10 protein-coding genes are annotated in these 16359 nt (G+C 67.7%); 6 read left to right on the forward strand and 4 right to left on the reverse strand.

Annotation, left to right across the window (positions count from 1 at the left end; genetic code table 11):
• The first annotated feature begins 8 nt into the window (after nt 1-8).
• Nucleotides 9-1187, forward strand: a complete 1179-nt coding sequence (locus GGR25_RS06650) for an aldose 1-epimerase family protein (protein ID WP_183397977.1) — start codon at nt 9-11, stop codon at nt 1185-1187.
• 26 nt (nt 1188-1213) lie between these two features.
• Entirely contained in the window at nt 1214-1966 is a 753-nt protein-coding gene (locus GGR25_RS06655; protein WP_183397978.1) for an SDR family NAD(P)-dependent oxidoreductase, read from the forward strand.
• Between the two features lie 3 nt (nt 1967-1969).
• On the opposite strand, the gene GGR25_RS06660 is transcribed toward GGR25_RS06655, so the two are convergent.
• Entirely contained in the window at nt 1970-3856 is a 1887-nt protein-coding gene (locus tag GGR25_RS06660) for a sigma-54-dependent Fis family transcriptional regulator (protein ID WP_183397979.1), read from the reverse strand.
• A 249-nt stretch (nt 3857-4105) separates the two neighbouring features.
• Between GGR25_RS06660 and adh the strand changes: the two genes are divergently transcribed.
• The gene (gene adh / locus GGR25_RS06665; protein ID WP_183397980.1) at nt 4106-5626 is read left to right on the forward strand and encodes an aldehyde dehydrogenase; all 1521 of its coding nucleotides are present in this window, start codon (nt 4106-4108) and stop codon (nt 5624-5626) included.
• Nucleotides 5627-5791: 165 nt separating this feature from the next.
• Nucleotides 5792-6187 carry a DUF779 domain-containing protein gene (locus tag GGR25_RS06670; RefSeq protein ID WP_183397981.1) on the forward strand — a complete coding sequence of 132 codons (396 nt, stop codon included), beginning with the start codon at nt 5792-5794 and terminating at the stop codon, nt 6185-6187.
• A gap of 87 nt (nt 6188-6274) precedes the next feature.
• On the opposite strand, the gene GGR25_RS06675 is transcribed toward GGR25_RS06670, so the two are convergent.
• The gene (locus GGR25_RS06675; RefSeq protein ID WP_246409320.1) at nt 6275-10594 is read right to left on the reverse strand and encodes a translocation/assembly module TamB domain-containing protein; all 4320 of its coding nucleotides are present in this window, start codon (nt 10592-10594) and stop codon (nt 6275-6277) included.
• Between the two features lie 83 nt (nt 10595-10677).
• On the reverse strand, nt 10678-12531 hold the full coding sequence (locus GGR25_RS06680; protein WP_183397982.1) for an autotransporter assembly complex protein TamA: 1854 nt from the start codon (nt 12529-12531) through the stop codon (nt 10678-10680).
• 978 nt (nt 12532-13509) lie between these two features.
• Here GGR25_RS06680 and sthA point away from each other — a divergent pair.
• Complete coding sequence (gene sthA, locus GGR25_RS06685) at nt 13510-14889, forward strand: Si-specific NAD(P)(+) transhydrogenase (protein WP_210299877.1); 1380 nt, start codon at nt 13510-13512, stop codon at nt 14887-14889.
• A gap of 12 nt (nt 14890-14901) precedes the next feature.
• Here sthA and GGR25_RS06690 read toward each other — a convergent pair whose 3' ends face one another.
• On the reverse strand, nt 14902-15642 hold the full coding sequence (locus GGR25_RS06690) for a carbonic anhydrase family protein (protein ID WP_246409323.1): 741 nt from the start codon (nt 15640-15642) through the stop codon (nt 14902-14904).
• Between the two features lie 173 nt (nt 15643-15815).
• On the opposite strand from GGR25_RS06690, the gene GGR25_RS06695 reads away from it, so the two are divergent.
• Entirely contained in the window at nt 15816-16328 is a 513-nt protein-coding gene (locus GGR25_RS06695) for a DUF1993 domain-containing protein (protein WP_183397984.1), read from the forward strand.
• Nucleotides 16329-16359: the final 31 nt, after the last annotated feature.

Below are 16359 nucleotides of genomic sequence, written 5' to 3' on the forward strand. Positions count from 1 at the left end.
GTGACGACATGGTGCAGCTCTTCGGGAAGATGCTGACGCGGCGGGAGATATCGGCAAGCTCCGGCGCCCTGGCGCAGTTCGCCGGCGTGCGGCTGATGACGCTCGGCGATGGCCTGGAGCGCGGCATCCGCATGCTCGAATTCCGCACCGGCACGGGGCTGCGCTTCACCGTCCTCGTCGATCGCGCCATGGATATCGCGGATTGCGACTATCGCGGCCTTTCGATCGGCTGGAACTCGCCGGCCGGCTTCCGCAGCCCCTATCTGCACGAATATGAGGGGGAGGGCGGTCTCGCCTGGCTGCGGTCCTTCTCCGGCCTCCTAGTGACCTGCGGGCTCGACCACATCCTGTTCATGTATGACGAGCCGGCGGATCACTATGTCTATGGCCCGCGCCAGACCGTGAGCCATTCGATCCACGGCCGTGTCGGCACGATCCCCGCCCGCCTCACCGGCTATGGCGAGCAGTGGGACGGCGACGAATGCACGCTCTGGGCGGAAGGCATCGTCCAGCAGGCGACCGTATTCGGCGAGGATCTGCATCTGATCCGCCGCATCGAGGCCAAGGTCGGATCGAACGAAATCCGGGTCCACGACCGCGTCGTCAATCACGGCTTCTACAAGACGCCGCACATGTACTGCTACCACATCAATGCCGGCGCGCCGCTGCTCGAAGAGGGCGCCCGCTATCTCGCCCCGGTCGAGGATGTGGTCTGGGCGGCGCATGCGGGCGAGGCCTATCGCAAGCAGGGCGTCGGCTACCGCACGATGCCGGCGCCGCAGCTCAACTTCCATGAGCAGGTCTGGCAGCACGAGATGAAGGCGGATGGCGCAGGCCGCGTGCCGGTCGCGCTCGTCAATGACCGCCTCGGCCTCGCCTTCGAGGTCGAGACGCGCAAGGACCAGTTCCCCTGCCAGTATGAGTGGCAGAACCTGCAGTCGGGCCAGTATGCGCTCGGGCTCGAACCCTCGACCAACCATGTCCTCGGCCATAAGGGCGCGCGCGAGCGCGGCGAACTCATCTGGCTCGAGCATGGCGACGAGCGGCGCTACGACACGGTCTTCCGCATCCATGATGGCGCGGATGCGCTCGCCGCGCTCGAAAAGCGCATCACCGCGCTCGCCGTTCAGCCCGCCGAAGACTATCCGGCTCCGTCGGGCAACCATCGCCCGATCGCGGGCCGCTGAGCAGAACGTCCAGGAGCCTCGCGAGCATGAGCGTCGAGAACCGCACGATCCTCTATACCGGCGCCGCCGGCGGCCTCGGCCTGCCGGCGACGCTCGCCTTCCTCGCGGAGGGGGCGACCGTCGTCGCGGTCGATCACGACCCGGCCAAGGTGGCGGCGCTCCGCGCGGCGGCTGACGAGCAGGGCAAGGGCCGGCTGGTCGTGGCGGCGCTCGATATGTCGGATCTCGGCGCCTTCCGCACCGCGCTGGAAGGGCTTTCGCAGGAAGTCGGCGGGTTCGACGTCGTCATCAACAATGCCGCGATCTATCCGTCCAAGCCCTTCGAGGACTACACGATCGAGGAGCATCAGGCGGTGCAGCGCGTCAATGTCGATGCCGGCATCGTCTGCGTCCAGGTCGCGCTGCCGTCGATGCGCGCGAAGGGCTTCGGCCGCATTGTCAATGTCGTCAGCGTCACGCTCTCGGGCGGCTGGGCCAATCTCTCGCCCTATGTCCAGTCCAAGGGCGCACTCCTCGGCCTGACGCGTGCCTGGGCCAGGGAGTTCGGTGCCTATGGCGTGACCGTCAATGCGATCTCGCCCGGTGCCTTCCCGACCGACGCGGAGAAGATCCATCCCGATCCGGAAGGCTATAACCGCTATGTCCTGGAGCGGCAGGCGGTGAAGCGGCGGGGCACGCCCGCCGATATCGCCAGCACGCTGTCGTTCCTGTGCTCCGACGGCGCCGGCTTCATCACCGGCCAGACGCTCAATGTCGACGGCGGCTGGTGGATGACCTGAGGCTCAGCCGGAAGTCTGCTTCTTCCAGAGCAGGCGGCGATAGAGCGTGGTGCGGTCGACGCCGAGACGGCGGGCCGCCAGCGAGACATTACCGCCCGCGGCCTCAAGCGCCTCCTGCATCGCGGTGAGCGTCACGTCGGAAAGGCTTCGGTCTTCCTTCTCCTCCGCCCGGGCCGTCGTCGGCGTGGGCTGGGCAGGGGCGGCGGTCGCGACGATCTCCGCCGGCAGGGCATCGGGCTCCAGCGGGCGCCCCGGTTCGGCCAGAGCGATCAGCGCGCGCAGCGTGCCGGTCAGCTGGCGGAAATTGCCCGGCCACTCATAGGCGGCGAGCTTGTCGAGCGTCCCCGGAGCGAGGCTTGCGCCCGACGCCGTGCCGCCCAGCGATTCGAAGGCCGCACTCACCAGTTCGCGCCGGTCGGCCAGCGTGCGCAATGCCGGCAGCTCGACGACATATTGCGCGATGCGGAAATAGAGATCGGAGCGGAACGCGCCGCTTGCGACCAGTTCGGCCAGCGGGCGATGCGTGGCGCAGAGCAGGGCGAAATCGACCGGTACGGGCGCACCGCCGCCGAGCGGCACCACCTGCTTGTCCTGCAGCGCGCGCAGGAGCCGTGCCTGCAGCGCCAGCGGCATGTCGCCGATCTCGTCGAGAAACAGGATGCCGCCATGAGCCTGCCGGAGCAGGCCGGCCTGGCCCTGCCGCCGCGCGCCGGTGAAGGCGCCTTCCTCATAGCCGAAGAGTTCGGATTCGATCAGGCTCTCCGGCAGCGCCGCGCAATTGACCGCCACGAAGGGCGCGCCGGAGCGGGCGCTCTCGGCATGGACGCGGCGGGCGAAGACTTCCTTGCCCGAGCCGGTCTCGCCATGGACGAGCACCGGCACGTCGGCCGCGACCAGGCGGACGGCACGCTTCAGCGCCGTGTGAGTCGCCGCATCGAAGAACGGCTCGATCTCGCCGGGCCGCGCGCCGGCGCGGATGGTCGGGGTGCTCCGCCGCGTCGCGGGCTCGGGATCGAATCGGCCGAGCAGCGTCTCGCCCGCCCGGGTCCGGATCGGTTGGATCGTCTCGCCGGCTGCGATCTTGTCGAACAATTCGCCGATCCGCGCGGTGTCGAGCGCATCCCAGCCGAGCTTCAAGAGGCGGAGGCCGCGCCGGTTGGCCGCGACGAGCCGGTCCTCCTCGAAGACGAGGACGGCTTCGCTCGCCGTGCCGATCAGCTCCGCCTCGCTCTGGAAGCGCAGGATGCGATGGCCCTCGAAGCTGCGCTCCAGCAGCCGGTGCTCGATCTGCTCGACGGCGAGGCGCACGAGCCCGAGCGCATGGACGTGCCGCACCGAGGCATGGCCGGACATGTCGAGCACGCCGGCAAGCCCGCCGCGCGGATCCATGATCGGCGCCGCGGCGCAGGTCAGGATGCGGTGCGGCTCGAAGAAGTGTTCGCCGCCATGCACGCTGATCGGCCGCCGCTCGACCAGCGCGGTGCCGATCGCATTCGTGCCGATCGCATCCTCGTTCCAGGGCACGCCGGGCCGCAGCGCCACGCGCGATGCCCGGCCGGCGAACTCGGCATTGCCGACCATGTCGAGCACGAGCCCATTGGCGTCGGTCAGGATCACGACACTGTCGGTCAGGCGTGCCTCGGCGCGGAGCGCCGTCATTTCCGGCCTCGTGATGCGCCGCAGCCGCTCGTTCTGCTCGTGCAGGTCCTTCAGCGCCGCTGCGCTCACCGGCTCGACATGCGGCCGCGCACCGACATCGAGGCCCTGCGTCGTGCAGCGCTGCCATGACCGCAGGATCGGTTCGGCGACAAGTCCATCCGGCATGCCGCCTTCGTCGAAGAAACGTCGGCGCGCCGCTTGCACAGTATCCGTGCCCGCTGGGATCGTCATCGGCCGTTCCTCCCGGCATGTTGCTTTCTGCAACAGCTGTTGCCACAAGCCTCAATCCTCATGTGGGACTGTTGCACCGAAATTTCAGCCTCGTCCATAGGCTCGCGCAACGGGCGGCGACGCTGCGGTCCGAGCGCCATTTCGATCATATGCTTACCGTGTCGCAGCAACTTTTGATGCAGTGCGAAGCCGGCAAATGGCACGGGCTCTGCTCTCTCATTCGGGCGTGTTCACTCATGGGAGGATGCCATGAACAAGCCTGAATTCCTCGGCGCCAAGACGAAGTCGCCGTTCAAGCCCCGCTACGAGAACTTCATCGGCGGCGAATGGGTCGCCCCGCTCGGCGGGCGCTATTTCGACAACACCTCGCCGATCACCGGCCAGAAGATCACCGAGGTGCCGCGTTCGCAGAAGGAGGACATCGACCTCGCCCTTGATGCCGCCCACAAGGCGAAGGACGCCTGGGGCAAGACCAGCACCACGGCGCGGGCGATCATCCTGAACAAGATCGCCGACCGGATGGAGGAGAATCTCGATCTCCTCGCGCTGGCCGAGACCTGGGACAATGGCAAGCCGATCCGCGAGACGACCGCGGCCGACCTGCCGCTCGCCGTCGATCATTTCCGCTATTTCGCCGGCGCGGTCCGGGCCCAGGAAGGCTCGCTCTCCGAGATCGACAACGACACCATCGCCTATCACTTCCACGAGCCGCTCGGCGTGGTCGGGCAGATCATCCCGTGGAACTTCCCGATCCTCATGGCGGTCTGGAAGCTCGCCCCCGCGCTCGCCGCCGGCAATTGCGTGGTGCTGAAGCCGGCCGAGCAGACGCCGGCCTCGATCCTGCTGCTCGCCGAGCTGATCGGGGACCTGCTGCCGCCGGGTGTGCTCAACATCGTCAATGGCTTCGGCCTCGAGGCCGGCAAGCCGCTGGCCTCCTCCAACCGGATCGCCAAGATCGCTTTTACGGGCGAGACGACGACCGGCCGGCTGATCATGCAGTATGCCAGCCAGAACCTCATTCCGGTGACGCTGGAACTCGGCGGCAAGTCGCCGAACATCTTCTTCTCGGATGTCGCCGCCGCCGATGACGATTTCTTCGACAAGGCGATCGAGGGCTTCGTGCTCTTCGCGCTCAACCAGGGCGAGGTCTGCACCTGCCCGAGCCGCGCGCTGATCCAGGAAGACATCTATGACCGCTTCATGGAGAAGGCGCTGAAGCGCGTCGCGGCGATCAAGCAGGGCAGCCCGCTCGATCCCTCGACCATGATCGGCGCGCAGGCGTCCTCCGAGCAGCTCGAGAAGATCCTCTCCTATATCGACATCGGCCGCCAAGAGGGCGCCGAGGTCCTGATCGGTGGCGAGCAGGCCAAGCTCGAGGGCGACCTCGCGGGCGGCTACTACGTCAAGCCGACGGTCTTCAAGGGCCACAACAAGATGCGGATCTTCCAGGAGGAGATCTTCGGCCCGGTCGTTTCGGTGACGACCTTCAAGACCGAGGAAGAAGCGCTGGAGATCGCCAACGACACGCTCTACGGCCTCGGTGCCGGCGTGTGGACCCGCGACGGCACCCGCGCCTATCGCTTCGGCCGCGGCATCCAGGCCGGCCGCGTCTGGACCAATTGCTACCACGCCTATCCGGCGCATGCGGCATTTGGCGGCTACAAGCAGTCCGGAATCGGCCGCGAGAACCATCTCGCCATGCTAGACCACTACCAGCAGACCAAGAATCTGCTCGTCAGCTACAACCCGAAGAAGCTCGGCTTCTTCTGAGCGCGGCAGGACGATCGCATAGGCCGCCTCGTCGCCGCTAGCCGGTGATGAGGCGCTCTATCGGGAACGTCGGCGGATGCCCCCGTATCCGCCGACGGCTCGCCGGGCCGGGCGTTCACGCCGGCCGTCGGGCAGCTCGGGGATCGACGAGACAGGAGGGCTGCGATGAGTGAATTCATTCCCCGCGTCACCGGAACGCCCGCTGCGATCAACCTCCTCCGCACGCTGCGGCGGGAGCATGGCGACATCCTGTTCCATCAATCCGGCGGCTGCTGCGACGGTTCTTCCCCGATGTGCTTCCGCAAGGATGACTACATCGTCGGCGATGAGGACGTCCGGCTCGGCGAAATCGACGGCGTGCCCTTCTTCATGAGCCCGTCGCAATTCGACTATTGGAAGCACACCCAGCTGATCATCGACCTCGTGCCGGGCCGCGGCGGCATGTTCTCGCTGGAAAACGGCACGGAGACGCGCTTCCTCACCCGGTCCCGCCTCTTCGACGACGCGGAACTGGACCAGCTCGCGCCGCTCAGCTTCGGCGCCGACCGCGCGATCGCCTGAGCAGGCCACCGCGCGCTTTCCTCCCAAACTGTACCTTCGCCGGCGAAGCGGGAAATTTTCCGCTCCGCCGGCTCTTCTCTGCTTCCGTCAATAATCCCACTGCGCGCCGACGCCGAGTTCGCCCGCGCCATCCGCGCCTGCGGCACCCTGCAGGCGGATGTTGCGCGTCACGTCGACATCGACCGTCACCTTGCCCGACGATGCGGTCGGACCCTGTCGGGCGCCGACATAGACGCGGTCGTTGAGGCGCTTGCCGATGCCGACCTGGCCGGTGGCATCGACATCGAGCGAATCGACGCCGAGCGAGCGGCGCACATTGTCGAGCACGCCGGGACCGCCGCCGGAGAACTGCGCGATCGCCTGCGCCACCTGCAGCGCCTGGCTCGCATTCAGCGTGCTGATCGATTTGCCGAACAGGATGCGGGACAGCACCTCGTCCTGGGCCAGCGTCGGGCTCGAGGTGAAGGAAATCTCCGGTGCGGAGGCCGTGCCCGAGACGATGACGCTCGCGGTGACGTCGCTCGTCGTGGTGCTCGCGGTGAAATCGATGGTCGGGTCCGTCGAGCCGTTGAAGCCGACGGTGCCTTCCGTGAAGTCGAGCCGCCGTCCGAGAATGTCAAAGCGGCCGCGCCGCAAGTTGAAGGCGCCGAGCGTGGTGGGGCTCGCCGTCGTTCCGCGGATCGTCAGATCACCGCCGAACTCCGCCTCGATGCCCATGCCGCGCACGAACACGCCGTTCGGCGCCGCCATGGTGAGATCGAGATCGGCGACGAAGGCGGGCTGCGGCTTCGCGCGCCGGGCATTGGCGCTTGCGGCCCGGGCATTGGCCTTGGCACGGAGGCTCGTATCGGCAACCGTCTTCTGGCCGCCCGTATTGATGTGGCGGACCTGCAGTGGGTCCAGCCCGCCGGGCATGCGGTCGGCGATGTTGATGTCGAGCCGGCGAATGTCGAGGCGGCCGCCGATCTTCGGCCGCGTCGCGACGGGGCCTTCCACGGTGATGCGCCCGTCGGAGACGAGGCGGATCAGCGCGCTGGAGAGGATTTCCGCCCGCGTCAGACGGATCTCGATCGAGGCCGGGAAGCCGGCCGCGGCATCGAGCCCGATCCGGCCGCTGCCCGAAAGCGAGCCGCCCTGCGGGGTTTGCGCGGTGAGGCGGGTGACCTCGATCGCGCGGTCGGTGCCGGTGAGGACCGCCTCGATGCCGGTGAGCGTCACGCCGTTGACCGAGTCGGTGAAGGTGGCGCCCGATACGCGAACGGTGCCGGATGCCGAGGGCGCGGCCGCAGTGCCGCGCAGGGCGGCGTCGACCGTGGCCTTGCCGCGCACCGTCGAACCGGAGGTTGCCAGCGCGGTGTTGGCGATGGCGAGGTCGATCGCGCCGGCGATGCGCAGATCCAGATTGCCGGCGCCGATCGGCGCCGAGCCGCGGATCGTGAGGCCGGAGATGTTGCGGCCATTGATCGCCGCGTCGACATTGACGCGCCCGCCGCCCAGCGTGCCCTTCGCGGTGATGTCGAACGGGCCGGCGCCCTGGCGCTGGATCTCCGGCATGGTCAGGCCGGCGACGCGAATATCGTAATTGCCGGAAGGGCTTGCGGGCGTTCCGGTGATCCGCGCATTGCCCGAGAGTGTGCCGCGGAGATCGAGCGTGGGCGAGGCGATGGCGGCCAGCGCCAGCGGCAGGTTGCGGATATCGGCGGTCAAGTCGAGCGCGCCGGCGCCGGCCTTGCCGCTGATCGTGGCGCCGCCGCCGCCCGTGGCGAGCACGAGGCGGTCGATCGCGACGCCGCCATTCGCCAGCGTGATATTGGCCGGCTGGGACAGCGTGACGGTGGCCGGCCCCTTGGCGAGGCGCAACTGGTCGAGCCGGATGCGCGTCGAGCCGGCAGCGGGCGCGACATTGGCGCGGGCCGCGATCGAGGCGCCGAGGAAGGCGGTGTCGAGCGTGATGTCCGTCGCCGAACCCGCGCTCTTCGCCGTTAGCGTTGCCTTTTCAATGCGTTGCGAGCCGGTGACGAGACCCGACAGCGTCGCGCGGCCATTGAGGACCGGCGCATTGGCCGGGTCGGCGACCGTCAGATCGATATCCGCCTGGTCGAGCCGGTTGCCGGCGAAGGCGAGGCTGCGCGCCGTCCCGTTGACCGCGACACGCTGGACATTGTTCGGCGTGTCGAGCACCACGGTCGCGTCGAGCCGGCCGGCGATCTGGGTCAGGATCAGCGGCGACAGGTCGGAAAGGTCGCTGGCCGCGATCTGGAGGCGGCCCTTCGCGAGGCCGCCCGCCAGCGCGACATTGCCCGTCGCCCGGACGCCGCCAATGGCGAAATCGAGGTCGTCGACGCGCTGTCCTGCCGTCTCCGTCGTGAAGCGCGCGCTGCCCTTCGCCGGCTTTCCGGCGATCCGCCCGTCGAGCGCGATCGTCCCGGCCGGGGCATGGGTCAGGTCGGCGAGGTCGACCGAGAGGCGCAGCGCCTCGATCGGCTTGTCCATCGCGACGGCGGACGGGATGTCGACCGTGCCCTTGAGGCCGAGCGCATCGAAGCCGCCGGAGAAGCGGAGGTCCGCATTGGCGGCGCCGGAGATGCGCGGGTCGAGGCGCGTCAGATCGTTCAGCTTGAGCGAGGCGGCGAGGTCGGCCGTCTGCTGCTCGATGGCGCCATCGACACGCAGCGACAGCCCGTCGGCGGCGAGCTTGAGGTCGCTGACCCGGATCGCGCCGTCCGCCGAACGCGAGACGCCGCCGGCAATGCGGGTCTCGCCCTTGAGGAAGCTGTCCGCCAGCGCGATGCCGGTTGCGACGTCATGTGCCGAACCGTTCAGATCGAGCGCGATGGCGGAGAACTTGTCGCCGGTGTCGATCGTGCCGTCGAGCGCGATCGTGCCGGAGAGCGGACGGTTCGCGAGGGCGGAGAAGGCGGCGAGGTCGAGGCGGGTCAGGTGCAACGCGCCCTTGGCGCCGGAGGGACCCGCAGCGCCGGAGAAGGCGAGGTCGAGCGGCGTCAGGCGGATGGTGGCGTCGGTGACATTAGGGCCGGCATCGCCGAGCGCGCCCTTGATCGCGAAGGTCGCGGTCTTTCCGAGCGCTGTCGAGACTTTCGGCTCCGCGGCGGTGAGGCCTTCGGCCGAGCCGACGAGCTTGAAGGCGAGGTCCGAGCCGGTGGCCTCGGTGGTGAGGGCGAGGTCGAGCCGGTCCGAACCATAGCCATGGGCGCCGAGTCCGGTCGCGGTGACCTCGGCGTCGACATTGGGCCGGGCGAGGGCGCCATTGACCTTGGCGTGCAACCGCCAGTCCTTCCAGGCGATGCCTGGGACGAAGGCGGCATAGGTCTCGGCCTGGCCGCCGACGAGGTCGAAGGAGAGGTCGGCGGTCTTGGCGGCGGGGTCGAGCGTGCCGACCAGCGCGAGGCCGAAGCCCGTGGCCGAGGCGTTCAAACCCTCGATCTGCACCGGACCGGCGGTCGTCGCCACGGCAGAGCCCGTCAGCGTGGTCTCGCCGGCGAAGAGCGGTCGCACCGAAGCCGGCAGCAATCCGGCGACGTCGCCCTTCACGTCCAGCATGATGCGCCGGCCTGTGTCGACGACCCGCACCGCGCCGGTGCCGTCGATCCGGCCGGCCGCACCCGCGTCGAAGGCGAGCGTGCCGTTCCAGTCGTCGAGCGGCGCGCTGCCCTTGACGGTGAGCGCGAGCGCCGGCAGTCCCTCGATGCCAGCGAGGCGGGCAACGAGGCCGCCTTCCGGCTCGGATGCGGTGACGTCGAGATCGAGCACGTCGCGACCGCCATCGGGGGCATAGCGCGCGCGGCCCTTGAGTTCGCCCGGCGCGTCACGGCGGGTCAGCTGGAAATCGAGCGCCAGACCCTCGGCCGGGTCGACCAGCCGTGCCGAGGCGGTCAGCCCCAGCTGAGCTGCCATGCCCGCGACAGCCTCGCCGATCTCGATATCGGCGATCTCCAGCTTGCCCAGCACGATGCGGATCATCGGCAGGCCGCCGGAGGAGGACGAAGAGGACGTGGCCGTCGATGCCGGCAGCACGGGCCGGCGGTCGATCGCGACCCGGTCGGCGGTCAGCGCCGAGACGTTCACGGTGCCGGAGAGGAGGGCGAGCGGGTGCCAGGCGAGCGCGAGCCCGTCCACCGTGCCGAACGGGCCGGTGGCGTCGGAGAGCGTGATCCGGCCGATCCGCATGTCGGAGGGCACGAAGCCGGAAATATCCTCGATCGCGACGGTGAGGCCGTCCTGGCTCGCCATCCGGCTGGCGAAGGCGGCCAGCATGCGCTTGCCCGGCGCGCTCTGGATCGCGGCGAACAGAACCGCCACGCCGAGAACCAGCGCGATGACGAGAATCCCGAGAGCGGCGACGATTCGCCTTGCGATGCGCATGGTCCCTGACCGCTTCTGGAGCATTTCCGGCTCACCAGGAATGCTCTAACCCTTTGTTGTGACGCAATTCCGGACGCGAAACCGGAATTAACTTTCGCTGGAACTGCCTAGAAGGCCTGGCCGAGGCTCAGATAGACGCCATAGCCACGCTGATCTTCCTTGTTGTTCAGCGGAACGGCGACGTCGAGCCGCAGCGGACCGACGGGCGAATAGTATCGGAGGCCGACGCCGGCGCCGTAGCTCAGATCATTGAGATCCGGCGCGGTGCCCGCCGAGGCGGTGCCCGCGTCGAGGAAGGGCACCACGCCGATCGTGTCGGTGATCTTGATGCGCGCTTCCGCCGAGGCGATGAAATAGGACAGGCCGCCGATGATGTCGCCCTGCGCGTTCTTCGGGCTCTGCGACTGGTAGTCGAAGCCGCGCAGCGTTCCGCCGCCGCCGACATAGAAGCGGCGCTGCGGCGGCACGTCGTAGAGATTGTCGACGCCCATCATCGAGCCGGCGCCGACGCGGCCGGCGAGGACGTAGCGATTGTCCGCGTCCAGCGCGTGATAGGCGGAGAGCTGGCCCTTCACCATCATCGGGCCTGCGCCCGCATCGCCGAGATAGACGAACGGTTCGAACGTGCCCGTGGCGCGGATGCCGCGCGTGGGATCGAGCACATTGTCGGTCGTGTCGTAATTGGCTTCGATCGGGATGCCGAAGATGTTGTAGTCGTTGGTGCCGGAGCTGTCCTGGACGCGCGAGGTTTCGAGGTCGACGCCGATCGAGCCGGAAAGCTGGTCGTTGAAGGTCCGCTTGACGTTGGCGTTGAACGTCACGGCCTCACGGATATAGGCGTTCGTCACTTCCCGCAGCACGGCCGCCTGCATCGAGAGGTCGTCCTTCGGCGTCAGGATGCCCGGCTTGCCGAACGAGACCATGAATTTATAGCCGAACGGGTCTGCGTCGGGCACCGAACTCGGCACCTCGGCGGCATAGGAGACCTGGCCGTCGAGGCGCAGCGTCTCGGCCCCGCCGAACAGATTGCGATGCCCCCAATAGACATTGCCGACGGCGCCGTCGGTGGTGCCGTATTTCGCGCCGAAGCCGACATAGCGCGGCTTGCGCTCGGTGATGTCGACGTCGATCGGCAGGCGTCCCTCGGCGTCGAGCGTCTGGCCCTCGACGATGCGAACGCCCCCGATCGCCTCGTATTTGAGCAGCGCCTTGCGCGTATCCGCGATCTCCTTGGGCGTGAACAGCTGGCCGGGCTGGATGCGCACGCGCTCCTCGACGAAGCTCTTCTTCAGCTTCTCGGTGCCGCTCACCGTGACCATACCGAACTGTACCGGCCGGCCGGTCGAGACGAGATAATCGACGTCGACGGTCTTCGCCGCGTGGTCAGCCGTGATCTCCTTGTCGACGATGGTGGCGAAGGCATAGCCACGGTCGCGATAGAATTCGGTGATGCGGCTCTCGGCGGAAAGGATCGCCGCGGAGCGGGCGACTTCGCCGGGCTGGATGCCGAGCGCGCGCAGCGTCGGCGCATCGGCGATCGGACGGTGCTTGTCGGCGTCGAGGATCTCGATCGAGCCGAAATGGAACAGCGGGCCGGGATCGACCGTTACCTCGACGGGGATCGGCCCCGCATTGCGCGTGGCCTCGATCGCATCGATCACCTGCACGCTGTTGGAGGCGCCGAGGGTCACGCCCGCCACGCGAATCGTGATCGTGCCGCCGTAATAGCCTTCGCCATAAAGCGCGGCGGTGATCAGGTCGATGTCGGACGACGCCCGCCGCCACAGGCCCGCAGCGCCCGAGGGCGGCGTGCGGCGCAGCGATTGCAGCGTCGAGGCATTGGTGACGGCGCGCCGGACCGAGCGGTCGGCGTTCACGACATCGATCTTGACCTCATAGGGGACGGCATCGAAGACGGGCTCGGCCTTCTGCTGGCCGAACAGGGAACGAACCCTGTCCATGAAGCTGTCGCCCTCCGCCGCAGCCGCGCCTTCGGCTCCGAAGGCGACGAGCGCGATCGAAAGCAAAGCCGCCCGGCCATAGCGCGGAAGCTGTCGGTCAGGAGAAGATGGAGGCCTCGATCTATCCAACGGAACGCCTTACTCGTATGCCTCTTCAGATACTTCCTGCCATCCCTCTGCCAAGGCATTTCATCGGTCATTGAGGTTAATTTCGGGTTCCCGACAACAATGCCGCGTTGCCGAATCTCCTCTCATCCATAGCGCGAATAGACCGCGGCGGAGGAGGGCGAGCAGGCACGACATGCCGCATTCCGCGGCATTTCGTGGAGAATGGCAAGGCTGGATGGGGATAAGGGCGAGTCACGACACAGGATAGGACGTCCTTGCCGCTCATTCTTTTGCCTCTCCCAGAGGGAGAGGTCGACGGCCGCAGGCCGGCGGGAGAGGGTTTAGGGAATGTTCAGGACGAGGCGCTGATCCGTCCCGGCAGAGTCTCGGCAGAATCGGATGGTTCCCTAAACCCTCTCCCGGCGCTTCGCGCCGACCTCTCCCTCAGGGAGAGGTGAAAGGAGAGCCCACGCTCTCGCTCCCCGATGCGATGGATCGGTGCTCGGCGGCTGGAGTCGGGAAGGATGCAGGGATCATGTCATGGCCGGGCTTGACCCGGCCATCCAGCCTTTCTTCGCGACGCGTTGGAGCAGCGGGGCCAAGTCTGGATTGCCGGGTCAAGCCCGGCAATGACAGTGCCGGGCACAGAGGTTCGCAGCATCCTGGCGATCGGCGAGGACAACGCCCCCTCATTTCCCCGCCCCAACCCATTCTGGCATCCAAACTGCATCGCCTCGCTTGAGTGCCCCTTCATCGTGCCGTCACGCGAGGTGAAGAATGTCGAGCCGGAGCGCCCGCCTCGCCGAGCTGCCGAAAATCGCGCCATCGACCTTCAAGCCGGGGGGAACCAGGCTCGTGAACGAATTCGATATGATCGTCATCGGCAGCGGCCCCTCCGGCCGCCGGGCGGCGGTGCAGGCGGCCAAGCTCGGCAAGTCGGTGCTGGTGGTCGAGAAGGGGCGGCGCGTCGGCGGCGTCTCGGTCCACACCGGCACGATCCCGTCCAAGACGCTGCGCGAGACCGTGCTGAACCTCTCGGGCTGGCGTGAACGCGGCTTCTATGGCCGCGCCTATCGCGTGAAGCAGGATATCGGCGCGGACGATCTCATCGTGCGCCTCCGCAAGACGCTCGACCACGAGGTCGAGGTGCTCGAGCACCAGTTCAACCGCAATGCGGTGAAGACGGCGAATGGCGAAGCGCGCTTCGTCGGGCCGCATGAGATCGAGGTCGTCGCCGAGAATGGCGAGACGCGGATCTTCCACGCTGCGCATGTCCTGATCGCCTGCGGCACGCGGCCGTTCCGGCCGGACTATGTGCCCTTCGACGGCACCAGCGTCTTCGACAGCGACGAGATCATCGAGCTGCCGCAACTGCCGCGCAGCCTCGCCGTCATCGGGGCCGGGGTGATCGGCGTCGAATATGCGACCATCTTTTCCGCGCTGGACGTGTCGGTGACGCTGATCGAGCCGCGCGACAGCTTTCTCGATTTCATCGACAAGGAACTGATCGACGAGTTCATGCATGAGCTGCGCGACCGCAATATGCGGCTGCGGTTCGGTGCGGCGGTGACCTCGATCGAGGCGAAGGAGGGCGGGGGCGTCACGACGACGCTTGCCGACGGGCGCGTGGTCGCGAGCGAGATGCTGCTCTTCGCCGCCGGCCGCGTCGGCGCGACTGACCGGCTCAATCTCGGCGCCGTCGGGATCGCGACCGACCATCGCGGCCGCATCGTGGTCGATCCGAAGACGCTGCAGACCTCGGCGCCGCATATCTATGCCGCCGGCGACGTGATCGGCTTTCCGAGCCTCGCCTCGACCTCGATGGAGCAGGGCCGTCTCGCCGCGTGCCACGCCTTCGGGCTCGCGCCGCCGCCGCCGCCCGAATTCTTCCCCTATGGCATCTATTCCGTGCCGGAGATCTCGACCGTCGGCATGACCGAGGAAGAGGTGAGGAAGCGCGAGATTCCCTATGAATGCGGCATCGCCCGCTTCCGCGAGACCTCGCGCGGCCACATCATGGGCCTCAACACCGGCATGATGAAGATGATCTTCTCGACGCGCTCGCGCCGCCTGCTCGGCGTGCACATCGTCGGCGAGGGCGCGACGGAGCTGATCCACATCGGCCAGGCCGTGCTGAACCTCAAGGGCACGATCGACTATTTCATCGAGAACACGTTCAACTACCCGACCCTCGCCGAGGCCTACAAGATCGCAGGCCTCGACGCATGGAACCGCATGGCGCGGGGCTGAGGGCGGGTCGCGTCAGTCGAAGAAGGTGACGCGGCCTGTCGCGACGTCGTGCATGGCCGCGACGACCTTGACGTCGCCCGCCTTGACCAGTTCCTGGATGACATGGCTGCGGTCGGTGATCATCTTCGCCGCGAGCTTCGCATTCATATCGGCGACAAGTTGGACGAAGGCCGGATTGTCGGCGGTCTTCTCGCCGTCGAAACTGGCCTCGGCGGCGACGACGGCCGGCTCGATGTTCATCAGCGTCGCGGTCAGATTGCCGAGCTCTGCATTGCTGATGGCGCCGCGGATCGCGCCGCACGCCGTATGGCCGAGCACGACAATGGCCCGCGAGCCCGTGATCTTGGTCGCGAATTCGAGGCTGCCGATGATGTCGGTGTTGACGAAATTGCCGGCGATGCGGGCGGCGAAGACGTCGCCGATGCGCTGGTCGAAGATGAGCTCGGGCGGCACGCGCGAGTCGATGCAGCCGACAATCGCCGCGAAGGGCGCCTGGCCGGTCGCCGTCGCCTTGATCTGCCCGAGCAGGTCGCAGTTCACCGTCTTGCCGTCGAGCAGGCGCTGATTGCCGGCCTTGAGCAGCGCGATGGCGTCGTCGGGGCTGGTCGCCGTCTGGCGCGTCCTGTCGAAGGGCACGCAGCTGTCGGCAAGCGCCGGCGCCGCGACGAAGGACGCCATGCCCAAGGCGGCGGCGCCACGCAGAAAGCCGCGACGGCTGCAATTGCAGGCCGCCATTCCCGTGTGATCGAACATGTGAGCTCCCCTCCCGTCGGCGGGAACGCGTCCCGCCTGATGACGCCGCCGGCCGGAGCGGCTCCTTTCAATGCGATGGCCGCTCCCCATATCTGGCCGGGTACGCTCCGATCGCCGATCGGCGGTCGGTTCGCTCCCTCCCAACCCCGTACACCCTGCAGGTGAAGTCTATCATGACGTTCTCGGTTTACGATGTCACCGTGCCGCTGTTTCTGCGCGGCTTCGCCAATCTGACCGTGCACCTCGACAAGGCGGCGGCCTTCGCGGGGGAGAAGGGCATCGATCCGCGCGAACTGGTCGCGGCGCGGCTGATCGACGACATGCTGCCGCTGGCCGGGCAGGTGCAGCGCGCGAGCGATACGGCGAAGGCCTGCGTGGCGCGCCTCACCGGCGTCACCGCCCCGGCCTTTCCCGACGAGGAGGCGTCGCTGGCCGAGCTTCGGGAGCGCATCGAGAAGACGGTCGCCTATCTGAAGACGGTGCCGGCGGAGGCGTTCGACGGCGCCGAGACTCGGAGCGTGACGCTGCGTTCGCGCTCGGGCGAGACCCATTTCGTTGGCCGCGACTACCTGTTCCAGCACGCGCTGCCGAACTTCTATTTCCACCTCACGACGGCCTACGACATCCTTCGCATGAAGGGCGTGCCGATCGGCAAGACGGATTTCCTCGGCCGCTTCGGCGGCTGAATCAAAACGGCCCCCTCCGGTAGGACGGAGG

The organism is Kaistia hirudinis, assembly GCF_014196455.1.
Lineage (GTDB): Bacteria > Pseudomonadota > Alphaproteobacteria > Rhizobiales > Kaistiaceae > Kaistia > Kaistia hirudinis.